The organism is Amycolatopsis pithecellobii (assembly GCF_009707865.1).
Classification (GTDB): domain Bacteria; phylum Actinomycetota; class Actinomycetes; order Mycobacteriales; family Pseudonocardiaceae; genus Amycolatopsis_E; species Amycolatopsis_E pithecellobii.
The window spans coordinates 64,025-76,854 of sequence record NZ_WMBA01000001.1 but is presented as its reverse complement, the minus strand read 5'-3'; the positions used below and the strand labels follow the sequence as shown (position 1 = coordinate 76,854).

Below are 12,830 nucleotides of genomic sequence, written 5' to 3'. Positions count from 1 at the left end.
CGAACTCGAACGGCCGCTTCTCGCGGAAGGCGGCGACCGCACCGTGGAAGTCCTGCGCCCGGGCAGCCTCGGCCATCGCCGATGCCTGCAGCGGGCCATGGACGACCAGGCCCGGATAACCCTCCACGTCGCGGGGTAGCCACGGTCGCCGTCCGCAGGCGGTTGCTCCGGTCCGTTATCGTCGCGGGCCGGCAGGCTGGAATCTGCATCGTCCTTGTTTCCCGGTCAGGGACCGGACTTCGCTGCGCCTGGCGGCTGGTTCGCCGCAGCGCAACGGCCCGAACGTGCGGACCCGGCCGCCGGCCCACATCCCGCGGTGGCCTGGTCCGGGCGGCCAGCGCCTGCGCTGGTTCCGGTTGCCTTAGTTCGGTTCGCGTCACGGGTCATGTCACGCGTGCATGTCCTTCCGCAGGTCGAAAAGATGTTGTGACGGGCAAGTCAGCGGTTGATCCGGTACTCGCGGAGCAGGCCGCGACTGATGATGGTCTTCTGGATTTCGCTGGTGCCTTCGCCGATGAGCAGGAACGGCGTCTCGCGCATCAGGCGTTCGATCTCGTACTCCTTCGAGTAGCCGTAGCCGCCGTGGATGCGGAATGCGTCCTGGGTGATCTCGGCGCAGTACTCGCTCGCGACCAGTTTCGCCATGCCGGCCTCGACGTCGTTGCGCTCGCCGGAATCCTTGAGGCGGGCGGCGTTGACCATCATCAGGTGCGCGGCCTCGACCTTCGTCGCCATCTCGGCGAGCTTGAACGCGATCGCCTGGTGCTCGGCGATCGGCTTACCGAAGGTCTTGCGCTGCTGGGCGTACTCCACGGCCAGTTCGAACGCCCTGATCGCGATGCCGCACGCCCGCGCGGCGACGTTCACCCTGCCGACCTCGACGCCGTCCATCATGGAGGAGAAACCCTTGCCCGGCGCGTTCCCCAGCACCTTGTCCGCGCTGACGCGGACGCCGTCGAACACCGCCTCGGTGGTGTCGACGCCCTTGTAGCCCATTTTGTCGATCTTGCCCGGGATCGTCAGCCCCGGAAGCACCTCGCCGAACCCGGACGGCTTCTCGACCAGGAACGTCGTCAGGTTCCGGTGCGCCTTCTCCGCGCCCTCGTCCGTCTTCACCAACAGCGCGATCAGATTGGAGGAGCCACCGTTGGTCAGCCACATCTTCGCGCCGTCGATCACATACTCGTCCCCGTCGCGGCGGGCGCGGGTCTTGATCGCCGCCACGTCGGAACCCAGATCGGGCTCGGACATCGAGAACGAGCCGCGGACCTCGCCGGTCGCCATCCTCGGCAGGAAATGCTGCTTCTGCTCGGGCGTCCCGTGCTGCTTGATCATGTGTGCCACGATGAAGTGGGTGTTGATCACGCCGGACACGCTCATCCAGCCGCGCGCGATCTCCTCGACCACCAGGGCATAGGTGAGCAGCGATTCGCCGAGGCCGCCGTACTCCTCCGGGATGGTGAGCCCGAACAGCCCCATCTCCTTCATGCCCTCGACGATCTCGGCCGGGTACTCGTCCGCGTGCTCCAAGGCCTGCGCGTGCGGAATGATCTCCTTGTCCACGAACGACCGCACCGTCGACAGAATCTCCTGCTGCACATCGGACAATCCCGTGGTCCGGGCCAAACGAGCCATCAGGGTCAGCTCCTCGCTGCGGCGATGACGCGCGCGAAATCGCGCATCGCCGGTTCGGGCACCGTGAAGTAGGAGAACCCGTACCTCTCCCGGTGCTGGTGAAGGGTTTCCGCGATCTCCGCCGGAGGTCCGGAAAGGACAGTCGGTACCTGCGCCGGATCGGACGGGCCGGACTCGAACCGGGGCAGCCGGGCGATCGCGCTTCGCCGGTCGCCGTCGAGGGCGACGGCGTGGACGAGCAGGTTGAGTTCCAGAGCGTCGAAGCGGTGCCGGGCCGATTGCTGCACGTGGTCCACCCGCTGGGCGAGCGCGTCCGGGCCGAGGAACCGGAGCATGCCGGGACGTTGCCCGGGTGCGGCTCCGCTGAAAGCGACGATGTCGGCGTGTTCGGCGGCGATCCGCAGGACCCGGTCGCCGTTGCCCGCGACGCACATCGGCGGCCGTCGGACCGGGCTTGGCCGGTGCTCCGGGGCAGCGAGGAGCCGCCCGACCTCCAGCACGGTGCGTTCGAGATGGCCGACCCGTTCGGACGCGCTGCGCCAGGGAATCCCGGCACGGTCGAACTCGGGCTTCGCATAGCCCGTTCCGAGTGCGATCTCCAGGCGTCCGTCCACGAGTGCGTCGGTGCCTGCGAGATCGCGGGCCAGCAGCACCGGGTTGTAGAAGCCGGAGTTGAGCGCGAACACCGCGAGCCGCGGACGGGTGGTGGCCTCGGCCGCCGAAACCAGTGCGGGCAAGGGCGCTGGCATGCCGAGGTGATCGGCGACCGCGATGACGTCGTAGCCGAGGTCCTCGGCGTCGCGGCAGCGCGCCTGCCATTCGGCGCGCGAGGACGGCGTGAGCAGGTTGACGCCGAACCGGAAATCTCGCTTGGTCATCGGTGAGTCTTCCGGATCGCGTCGATGGCGTTGTGCCGGTCCGCGGCGACGTAGACAGTCCCGTCGGAGCCGATCGCGAGCCCGCCGGATCGGGCGTACGGCACGCGCAGGTAGCCGACGTCGAGGCCGGTGGCGAGCACCTTGGGCTTTCCCTGCCGGTTCACCGAAAGCACGCGGCGACCGGCGACGTCGAGCACGACCACCGATCCGTCCGGTTGGACCGCGACCGCCCGGAGTCCCCCGAGTCCGGAGGCCCGTTCGACAGTCGTCCCGGAAGCGGGCTCGACCTCGAACAGGCGGCCGCCAGCGTCGGCGGCCAGGACGGTCCCGCGTTGAGTAACGGCGAGACCCGTTGGTGTCCCGAGGTTTTCGGCGAGAGGACGCACAGTCTCGCCGACAGCGTGAAGCAGCCGTCCCTTCGCGGGCTCGGAAATCACCAGGCTGCCGTCGGGCAGTTCGACGGCGTCCGCAGGATTGTCGAGGCCGTGCACCTCACGGACGACCTTCCCGGTCGCGCGGTCGACCACCTGTACCGACCCGATCAATTCCGAGGTGAGCACGAAATGCCCGGCGGTGACGCTGATCCCGGACGGAAACTCCAGCGAGGACGACAGCCGGCGCTGGATTTCGCCGACCGCGCCGGTGCGCGCGTCCACGGTGCGCAGCGCGGTCGAGTCCGCGACGTAGAGCGTGCGCCCGTCTGAGGCGAGGTCCGCGGGGAACGCTAGCCTGCTCGACCTCACGAGCTTGACGACTCCCGTGTCCAGATCGATCCGCGAAATGGAGCTGTCGGCCATATTGCTGACGTATGCGTGCCCGCTGGGGCTAATGATCATGTTGTCATCAGCGCCGGGCAGCGTCGCCACGGTGTACTTGGCGCCGTCCGGGCCGATCCGGGCGAGCTGGCCGGTCGCGCCGTCGAGGGCGTAGAGCCGATCCCGGGAATCGAAGCGGACGGACACTGGCTGGCGGAATCCTCGGGCGATGACCGAAATCGCTCCGGTTCGCGGATCGACCCGGGCCACTTCCCCGTATTTCGAGCGTGGCGCGTAGAGCATTCCGTCTGGTCCGAAGGCGAACGCGTTGAGCCCGCCCGGGTCGCGCGCGACGAGTCGCGGCGCGATCTGGCCTGCGGGGTCGATCTCCCACAGCGCGTCGGCGAAAGTCAGCTGGCCGACGTACAGGTGTTTGCCGGATCGGTCGAACGCGATGGAGTTGACGCCCGGAAGGTCGTGGGCGACGATGCGGATCCGGCCGTCCGGCGCGCGTCCTTTCACGACACCGCCGACCGGGTCGGTCCACAAGATTTCGCCGGAGGGGGCGACCGTGAGATCGTCGGAACGGCCGTCGCGCGGACCGACGAGCGTGCGGTTCCGTCCGGTGCGCGGGTCCACTATGGAGACGGTTTCGCTGGCGAGGCTGGCGGTGAGCAGGTCGCCGTTCGGGGCGAGGGCGATGCCGTTTGGCGAGTGCAGCGTGGTGCCGGCGACCAACCGCTGGACCCGGTAGCGGGTGGCGGCGGCAGCGTCGGGGCCAGCAGTGAGGGGCAGGACAAGCGCGAGGGCGAGCGCGACAGAGCGCAGGCGTCGGGCAGTGGACACGGGTCTTCTCCTCCGCGGTCGGTCCCCGGGGCCGCGGCGGCCCCGGGGATCCGGATCAGAGCTGAGCGGCGCTGGCGTAGACGGACTGGAATTCCAGGTAGCTGTCGAGTGCCTCGGGACCGAGTTCGCGGCCGAGGCCGCTGCCCTTCATGCCGCCGAACGGCGCGCCGAGGTCCTGCAGGTAGTAGTTGAGGCCGATCGTCCCGGTCCGCACGCGGCGGGCAAGCGCGAGGCCACGGTCCTCGTCGGCGGTCCAGACCGAACCGCCGAGCCCGTATTCGCTGTCGTTGGCGAGGCGGACCGCGTCGTCCTCGTCCTCGTAGGGCGTGATGGTGACGACCGGGCCGAAGATCTCCTCCTGCGCGATCCGCTCGCGGTTGTCCACGTCGGCGAACACCGTGGGCTCCACGAACCAGCCGCGGGCAAGCCCGGCGGGACGGCCGCCGCCCGCCACCAGCCGGGCGTCCGAAGCTCGGCCCAGTTCGAGGTAGCCGAGGACCCGGTCAAGCTGCGCTTTGCTGGCCATCGGTCCGCAGGTGACAGCCGGGTCGAGCGGGTCGCCGAGCACCATTTCGCGGGCGTACTGGGCGACCGCGTCGACCACCTCGGCGTAGCGCGAACGCGGGGCGAGAATGCGCGACTGGACGGTGCAGGTCTGGCCGTTGTTCTGGAAGCAGGCGTTGTCGAGACCGGCGACGAAGGTGTCGAGGTCCGCGTCGTCGAGCACGATGGCCGCCGATTTCCCGCCCAGTTCCAGCGTGCACCGGCGGATCAGGCGTCCGCATTCCGCGCCGATGGTCCGCCCCGCCGCGGTGGATCCGGTGAACGCGACCTTGTCCACCAGCGGATGGGACACCAGCGAAGCACCGGCTTCCCGGCCCGCGACCACGATGTTGAGCACGCCCGGCGGCAATCCGGCTTCCGCGGCGGCGTCGCCGAGAACGTAACCGTCGAGCGCGGTTTCCGGTGACGGCTTGAGCACCACAGTGCAGCCCGCTGCCAAGGCCGGCGCGATTTTCATCATCGCGAGCACCTGCGGGTAGTTCCACGGCGTGATCGCGGCGACCACGCCCACCGGAGCGCGGCGCACGACCGTCGACCCGGACGCGCTCGGCCGGATTTCTTCCAGCGGCGTCGACTCGATGTGGTCCGCGTACATGTTCAGCAGGCCCGCCGGAGCATCTCCGTTGAAGGCGTTCGACAGCCCGATCGGCATGCCGTTCTCGCGGCTGACGAGCATGGCGGTGCCGGTGGCGCGGGCGGCCAGTGCCTCTGCGAACCGGCGCATGGTCGCCGCGCGTTCCGCAGCCGTGGTCCGGCCCCACGGTCCCTCGTCGAGCGCGCGGCGGGCGGCGCGGACAGCCGCGTCGATGTCGGCATCGGAGCCCAAAGCGGCTAGGCCCAGCGGTTTCTCGGTGGCCGCTTCCAGGGCGACGTGGGTTTCGGCGCCCTTCGGCTCCGTCCAGGCGCCGTCGATGAAGAACCGGGTCCGGTCGAGCTCAGTGCTCGAATCGATGGTCAACGTACCTCCTTGTACGGGTTGTCCGGCGTGGCGATGACCCGCCGGTCGTGTAGGCCGCCGAGTTCGGCGGCGGTGAGGCCGAGAACGTCGGCCAGTACGGAATCGGTGTCCGCGCCGAGCGCCGGGCAGGCGCCGGCGGGACCGCGTTCGCCGGAGAAGCGCAATGGGGACCGCGCGGTGACAGCCGGGCTGCCGCTGGGCAGCCGCAGGTCGGCGAGCACCTCGTGTGCCTGCGCGCGGTGTTCGGCGACGAGATCGGCCATCCCGCGGTAGCGGCCCCACAGGACCCGGGCAGCGTCCAGTTCCTTGCCGACCTCGTCGAGGTCGCGCGCGGCGAACCACGGCCGCAAAATCGCCGCGACGGTTTCGCGGAGGCGATATCGCTCGGTCTCCTCGCGCAGGTCCGCGTGCAATGCCCGTTCCAGCGCGGTGAACACCTCCGCGGTCCCGGTCGCCGTCTGCAACGCGCGCCACTGGCCGCCGGTGAGTGCCACGACCATCACGCGGGCGCCGTCCCGGCAGGCGAAGTCGACGCCGAAACTGCCGTAGATGTGGTTGCCGTGCCGGGGCCGTTCGCCTTCCCGGTCGGCGGCTTCCGACAGCCACCCCAGGTTCGCGACCCCGGCGAGGGCCACATCGGAGAGAGCCAGCTCCACAAAGGACCCTTCGCCAGCGCGGTCGCGGCGGTGCAGCGCGGCGAGCACTCCGGTCGCGACGCTCAGTCCGGTGACGAGATCCCACGCCGGCAGTACGTGGTTCACCGGGGCGGCCCAGTCGTCGCTGCCGGTAATTCCGGGAACCCCGGCCTCGGCGTTGACCGTATAGTCGACCGCGGGCCGCCCGTCCGGATAACCCTGGACGCGCACGTGGACCAGGTCGGGGCGGAGGGCCGTCAGCCGTTCGTGAGCCAGCCACGGCCGTCCGACGGCGTTGTCGATCAGGATTCCGCGGTCGCGGCCGGAAGCGGTGGCCAGAGCGAGGACGAGTTCGCGGCCTTCGGGGTTGCGCAGATCGATCGCGACCGAGCGCTTGCCCTTGTTCAGGGAGGCCCAGTAGTAGCTCTCCCCCGTCGGCGCGACCGGCCAGCGGAGGTAGTCGCTGCCGCCGCCGATCGGGTCGATGCGGACGACGTCGGCACCCAGTTGGGCGAGCGTCAGGCCGCCGGTCGGTCCGGCGACGAAACTCGCGCATTCGACGACGTGGGTACCGGCCAAGGGGCTGGTCATGACTGTCCTCCGAAGCTGGGAACGAGCACGGCGCGGCCAGTGACCTGGTCGGTGAAGGCGCGTGCCGCGTCTTCGAGCGGGTAGGCAGTCACCACCGGTTGCACCCTGCCCTCCGCGACCAAAGCCAGAGCCTCGGCGAACGTGCTCAGCAGCGTGGATCCCGAGCCGGTGATGACGGCTTCTTTCTCGAACACGAAAGCCGGGTGGACCCGGATCGGCTCCCCGCTGACCTGCCCGGTCAGCACGTACCGGCCCGCGTGCGCGAGACCACGAAAGGCTTGGCGGAACACCGATTGATGCCCCGTGTTGTCGAGCACGACGTCGGCACCGCGGCCGTCGGTCGCGTCGAGAATGTCCTGCCAGCCGGTGTCTCCCGTGAGAATCACGCGCGCGGCACCAGATTTCCTCAGCTGCGCGGTCTTCGCCGGGTTCCCGGTGAGCGCGAGCACGCGGGCCCCGAGCGCGGCGGCGACCTGGACGGCGTGCAAACCCAGACCGCCACCGGCTCCCGTGATCAGAACCGTCTCGCCGGGCTCGACCCGCGCCACCCGGCGGAGAGCTTGCAGTTCGGTGCCGACTGCGCAGGCGACGACCGCGGCCTCGGCCAGCGGGACCTCAGGCGGCACCGGAAGCAGAGCAGATTCCGGGAGGACGGCGTAATCGGCGAACCCGCCGTAGAGGAACGCACGGCGCGGGCAGCGCAATTCGTCCCCGGTTACGCACGATTCGCAGTGGCCGCAGGTGCCGAACTGCTTCGCGGCGACCCGATCCCCTACCGCGAACCGGGTTCCGCCAGCCACGACAGTTCCGGCGATCTCGTGGCCGAGCACCGCGGGCAACGGAATGTTCAGCAATCCGGCGCGGTCGGCTTGGTCGTGCCCGCACACTCCGCAGGCCGCGACCTCGACCAGGACCTCGCCGGGGCCGGGTTCCGGGCAATCCATCTCAGTGACCGCCAGCGCTCCCGGACCGCTCAGGACGACGGCACGCACGACGCGATCACCTTGCCCGGGTTGAGGATTCCGTGCGGATCGAGTGCCTGTTTGACCGCCGCGTGCATCGCGAGCACCGCCGGGCTGAGTTCCCGGGTGAGCCCGCCGCGTTTGAGCAGGCCGACGCCGTGTTCCCCGGTGACCGTGCCGCCGAGCGAGATCGCCTCGTCCAGGATCGCCTCGAACGCGGCCTGCGCCCGTTCCCGCTCGTCGGCCGGGACGACGAGCACCGGATGCAGGTTGCCGTCCCCGGCGTGCGCGACATTCGCGATCCGCACCTCGTGGCGGGCACCGATGTTTTCGATCCGCCGCAGCATTTCCGGCACCGCGGCGCGGGGTACGCACACGTCCTCGGTGAGCACCGGGCCGAGCCGTTCGAGCGCCGGATATGCCAGCCGCCGCGCGGCGAACAACGCCTCCGCTTCGTCCGCATCGGACGATACGGCCGCCCAGGTAGCCCCGGCCTCGGCGAAGCAGTTCGCCAGCACCTGTGCCTCGTCCTCGCCGGGTGCGTCGGTGCGGCCGAGTAAAACCGCCTCCGCCTCGGCGGACAGACCCATGTTCTTCCAGGCGTCCACCTCGGCGAGAGTGTGCCGGTCGATCAGTTCCAGCGCGGAGGGCACGACGCCGGACGCCGCGACGGCCGCGACGGCGTCTCCCGCCGCCGACAGACTGGGAAAATATCCAGCGACCGTGCGTTCGCCGGCCCGTGCGCCGCGCAGCCGCACGGTGACCTCGGTGACGACGCCGAGAGTGCCTTCCGAACCGACCATCAGCCCGGTGAGGTCGTACCCGGCGACGCCCTTCGCCGTCCGGCGGCCGAGCCGGACCAGTTCCCCGGTCCCGGTCACGACCTCCATCCCGAGCACGTAGTCCCGGGTGACGCCGTATTTGACGCAGCACAGGCCGCCGGCGTTGGTCGCGACGTTGCCGCCGATGGTCGACCACGGCGCGCTCGCCGGGTCCGGCGGATACCACAGGCCGTGTTCCGCGCACGCCGACCGCAACGTCTCGTTCACGACCCCTGGTTCGACCACGGCGAGCCGTTCGCCTGTGTCGATCTCGCGGATCGCGGTCATCCGCTCGGTGGACAGCACGATCCCGCCGGCGACCGCGTTCGCGCCGCCCGACAGACCCGTGCCGGCACCGCGCGGCACGATCGGTGTCCGGTGGCGCAGACACACCTGCATTGTCTGCTGGATCTCTTCGGCGGTGTGCGCGCGAACGACCGCGAGCGGCAGGTCGTGCGGGGCCCACAGCGCCTCGTCGTGGGCGTACGCGGCGAGGATGTCGGGGTCGGTGAGGACGCGGCCGGCAGGCAATGCCCGGCGAAGTTCGTTCAGCACGGCGCACCGGCTTTCACCGCGCGGAACTCGTCCATCTGCTGTGCGACGGCGGTCCGGTAGTTCGCGACACTGCCGAGTTTGACGTCCTCGTAGCCGCGCACGAGATCGGGCAGGCGCTCGGCCAGCTCACCGATGACCAGTTCGTACTCGGTGATCAAGTCGCGTTCCAACCGCCGGATCGCGGTGTGGCCGAACGGATCCAGCCGCGTTCCGCGCAGCCGCCGTCCCGCTGTCAGATTTTCGCGCAGTCCGGCGGCGAACCGGGCGACGATCTCCGGATCGAGGGGGTGCACCATCGCGGCCCGCAGCAACCGCACGCCGCGGCGCTCGAGTTCCGGTTCGTCGAGGCCCAGGATCTCCAGCGCCTGGCGGAGATCGTGGTAGGTCTTGCCCGCCGCGGCGATCCCGATCCGGGCGTCGGCGCCGCCGAGAATGGTGTTCAGCCCGTTGGCTGCGGCGTAGCGGCGGGCGAGTTCCAGGCGGGCGCCGTCGCGGCTGCTTTCCAGCCTGCCGAGGTCCGGCTGCAGCATCCGGGCGGTCATTTCGTGGGTGAACGTCTTCCCGCCGACGACCGGGTCCGGCGCCACCGAACGGAACCGGCGGGGGCCGACCCGCACGGTGCCGGTCCCGTCGGCGTCGTTGGTGGCGATGTTGAACCCCACCCAGAGCCCGCACACCCGCGGCAGCGCGACCGCTTGCTGCCCGAGGTCGAGCAACTCCTGCGGATCCGCCGGATACAGCGTCGGCATGCCCAGGTCGGCCAGCAGCAGTTCGGAGCTGCCGGGCACCGTCGAGGACTGCGCGCCCGGGTCGTCGCCGACCAGCGCCAGTGCGCCGTCGAGCCGGTGGGTGCCCATGAGGTTGTTGTGCCGCAAGGCATCCGAAGCGCGGTCCAGGCCTGGGGACTTGCCGTACCAGTAGCCGGTCACTCCGTCGACCCGTCGGTGCTGCGACCTGGCCTGTTTGCCCAGTTCGAGGTCGTACCCGCCGAGCGGGGAGCCTTCGTAGCCGGACACGAACGCCGCCGTGCACAGCCCCGCGCGCTGGTCGGCGCGGCGGACGTCAAGCGGCAGCCGGGCCGGCGCCTGGACACCGGTCAGCTGGAACTGCCCTTCGGCCGCGCGGTAACGGTCATCGGTCACGACGGGACCCCTCCCTCTGCCGCGAGCGCCCGGAGCTGGTCCAGGACCGACTCGACGCCTGGCGTCCGGGTCAGCGGATGGATCGCCACGTGGTCCGCGCCCGCGGCGAGGTGCTCGCGGACGCGGGCAGCCACCAGCCGCGCGTCGCCGCACACGACCAGCGCGTCCACCAAGCGGTCACTGCCTCCGCCGGCGAAGTCCTCGCCATCGAAACCCAAGGCGCGCAAGTGATTCACGTAGTTGCGCAACGCGAGGCGGGTCGCGATGTGCTCTCGCGCGATCGCACGGGCCCGCGCGGCGTCCGCGTCGACGACCACGGCCTGTTCGGGAACGAGCAACGGTTCCGGTCCGAGGCGTTCGCGGGCGGCCGCCGTGTGCGCGGGCGGCACGAAGAACGAGTGCATCCCGGCACTCCGGTCGCGCGCCAGTTCCTGCATCCTGGGCCGCAATGCCGCCAGTACCCGCGGCACCGGGGGTTCCGCGCGCGGCCCCTCGTAGCGATCGCGGTCCAGCGCGTCGAGGTATGCGCGCAACGCCGTCAACGGCCGGTCGTGGCCTTGTCCGCGTCCGGCCTCGGCGTGGCTGGCCCCCAGGCCGAGCACGAACCGTCCGGGGAAGGCCTCGCCAAGGGTCTGCGCCGCGCCCTCGGCCGCGACCGCGTCCCGCGCCCAGATGGTCGCGACGCCGGTGGCCACGGTCAGCCGCGCGGTCGCGCTCAGCAGCAACGCGGCGTTGGTGAAGATTTCCTTGTGCGCCGGGGATTCCCCGATCCACAGTGCGCCGTAGCCGAGATCTTCGACGACACGGGCGGCCTTCGCGGCCTCGGCGGCGGGAATCTCCGCCAGGACGGACAGCCACACGCCGGCCGGCCCGATCCGGGCCGCGAGTTCACGGGACTGCTTCACGCGCGCTCCCCCGGCCCGAATTCCGGCAGCCACACCGAATAGCCGACCTCGCGGAACGACACCGCGACCGGTTCACCGAGCACCGGATCGGCCGCGCCGGTCCACGTCGTCGTCAGGTTCGGGCCGCTGTCGAGCCGGACCTGCACCACGACATACGGCACGTCGTCGCCGTCGAAGTACTGCTTGTGGAACCGGACCCAGCTGCGCACCCGGCCGGTGCCGGCATCGGTCGTCCATCCGACGTCGCGGCGGAAATCGCGCGGGCACACCGGGGACGGCGGCCAGAACGCCTGACCGCACGAGCCGCACACCGGGATGCGCAGCTCGCCGCGAGCCGCGCCGTCGAGGTGCTCGACATCCTCGGGGTAGCGGAGCGGAAGAGGTCGCGCAGTGGTCATCGTGTTCACCGGTCCTTCGTGAAGACTGTCGAATCGCCGAACGGTGTCGCCCACTGGACGACCTCGCATCCGGCCACCTGGCGGTCGCCGGCCTGGCCGCGGATCTGGCGGACGGATTCGGCCATGTGCCCCCAGCCGCAAAGGTGTGCCTCGGACAGCAGGCCGCCCGCGGTGTTGACCGGCAGTTCGCCGCCGAGTTCGATCCGGCCGTCCTGCAGCCAGTCGAGCGCCTCGCCTTCGCCGGTGAAACCGAAACGCTCCAGCACGAACACCACGTTGGGCGAGAAGGCGTCGTAGAGCTGCAGCAAGTCCACGTCGCCCGGCCCGGACAGTCCCGCCATGGCGTAGACCGGATGGTCCTCGACCCGGCGCACGTCGCCCTGGGTGAACACGCCCAGCCCGGGCGGAGCGAAGATGAACTCGTCACGTCCGGCGCGCAGGCCCTGCATTCCGGACACGATCACCGCGGGCTGGCGAAGATCGCGCGCTCGTTCCACAGTGGTCACCAGCAGGCAGGCGCCACCGTCGCTGAGCAGGGCAAAATCGGGACGGCGCAAGGGTTCCACGATGTACGGTTGCGCGTCGTAGTCCGCTTGTTCCAGCGGTTTGGTCATCTGCGCGTTCGGGTTGAGCCGAGCATGCCGGCGCATCGCGATCGGGACCGCGGAGATCAGCGCCGGGTCGACGCCGTAACGCTCGCAGTACCGGCGGAACGCCATCGCGGCCCCCGCGCCGGGCGCGGTCATCCCATAGTGCGGCAGTTCTCCGTGCGAGCCGCCGCCCTGACGCAGGCCTTCCGCGTCATCCGCGCCGCCCACCATGCCCAGCCCGGAAAACGACACTCCGGCCAGGCAGGCGGCCACCTCCGTGGTGCCGAGCGCCACTGCCTGGGCGGCTGCTTGCAGCGCGGGACCGACGAAGCGGCCGTGACTCCAGGTCTGCACGGCGGCTCGGATCTGCAGTCCGAATGCCTCCGCCATCCGGTCGTAGTCGATCGACAGCGGGTAGCCGACGTTCGTGAACAGGCCGTCCACGTCTCCGGCGGTCAGCCCGGCGTCGTCCAGTCCGAGATGCAGCGCCTCGGCGGCCAGATCGAGACCGCTGCGCTCGGATTTCCTGGACAGCTCGGTGATCCCGGTCCCGACTATCGCCACCTGGCGTACTGGCCCTAGCGGCATGTTCTTT

11 protein-coding genes are annotated in these 12,830 nt (G+C 70.4%); all 11 read right to left on the bottom strand.

The window, feature by feature from the left end; genetic code table 11:
• Positions 1–438 precede the first annotated feature (438 nt).
• From GKO32_RS00355 to GKO32_RS00305, 11 genes are read right to left on the bottom strand one after another with little or no spacing between them, the layout of a single operon-like run.
• Complete coding sequence (locus tag GKO32_RS00355; protein WP_154754704.1) at positions 439–1,635, bottom strand: acyl-CoA dehydrogenase family protein; 1,197 nt, start codon at positions 1,633–1,635, stop codon at positions 439–441.
• Positions 1,636–1,640: 5 nt separating this feature from the next.
• Positions 1,641–2,513, bottom strand: coding sequence for a TIGR03621 family F420-dependent LLM class oxidoreductase (locus GKO32_RS00350; RefSeq protein ID WP_154754703.1), 873 nt, complete (start codon positions 2,511–2,513; stop codon positions 1,641–1,643).
• Positions 2,510–4,114 carry an NHL repeat-containing protein gene (locus GKO32_RS00345; protein ID WP_154754702.1) on the bottom strand — a complete coding sequence of 535 codons (1,605 nt, stop codon included), beginning with the start codon at positions 4,112–4,114 and terminating at the stop codon, positions 2,510–2,512. Before GKO32_RS00345 ends, GKO32_RS00350 begins: the two co-directional genes overlap by 4 nt.
• Before the next feature lie 55 nt (positions 4,115–4,169).
• Positions 4,170–5,630, bottom strand: a complete 1,461-nt coding sequence (locus tag GKO32_RS00340) for an aldehyde dehydrogenase (RefSeq protein ID WP_376765910.1) — start codon at positions 5,628–5,630, stop codon at positions 4,170–4,172.
• A 2-nt stretch (positions 5,631–5,632) separates the two neighbouring features.
• Positions 5,633–6,862, bottom strand: coding sequence for a CoA transferase (locus GKO32_RS00335; RefSeq protein WP_154754700.1), 1,230 nt, complete (start codon positions 6,860–6,862; stop codon positions 5,633–5,635).
• Entirely contained in the window at positions 6,859–7,854 is a 996-nt protein-coding gene (locus GKO32_RS00330) for an alcohol dehydrogenase catalytic domain-containing protein (protein WP_154754699.1), read from the bottom strand. The genes GKO32_RS00335 and GKO32_RS00330 overlap by 4 nt, the downstream gene beginning before the upstream one ends.
• Positions 7,836–9,200, bottom strand: a complete 1,365-nt coding sequence (locus GKO32_RS00325; protein ID WP_312867370.1) for an FAD-binding oxidoreductase — start codon at positions 9,198–9,200, stop codon at positions 7,836–7,838. The genes GKO32_RS00330 and GKO32_RS00325 overlap by 19 nt, the downstream gene beginning before the upstream one ends.
• On the bottom strand, positions 9,194–10,342 hold the full coding sequence (locus tag GKO32_RS00320) for a DUF6537 domain-containing protein (RefSeq protein ID WP_208024220.1): 1,149 nt from the start codon (positions 10,340–10,342) through the stop codon (positions 9,194–9,196). The genes GKO32_RS00325 and GKO32_RS00320 overlap by 7 nt, the downstream gene beginning before the upstream one ends.
• On the bottom strand, positions 10,339–11,247 hold the full coding sequence (locus tag GKO32_RS00315) for a TIGR03620 family F420-dependent LLM class oxidoreductase (protein ID WP_312867369.1): 909 nt from the start codon (positions 11,245–11,247) through the stop codon (positions 10,339–10,341). The genes GKO32_RS00320 and GKO32_RS00315 overlap by 4 nt, the downstream gene beginning before the upstream one ends.
• The gene (locus GKO32_RS00310; protein WP_166459292.1) at positions 11,244–11,645 is read right to left on the bottom strand and encodes a Zn-ribbon domain-containing OB-fold protein; all 402 of its coding nucleotides are present in this window, start codon (positions 11,643–11,645) and stop codon (positions 11,244–11,246) included. The genes GKO32_RS00315 and GKO32_RS00310 overlap by 4 nt, the downstream gene beginning before the upstream one ends.
• A 5-nt stretch (positions 11,646–11,650) precedes the next feature.
• Positions 11,651–12,823 carry a thiolase family protein gene (locus GKO32_RS00305; RefSeq protein ID WP_154754697.1) on the bottom strand — a complete coding sequence of 391 codons (1,173 nt, stop codon included), beginning with the start codon at positions 12,821–12,823 and terminating at the stop codon, positions 11,651–11,653.
• Between the last annotated feature and the right edge of the window lie 7 nt (positions 12,824–12,830).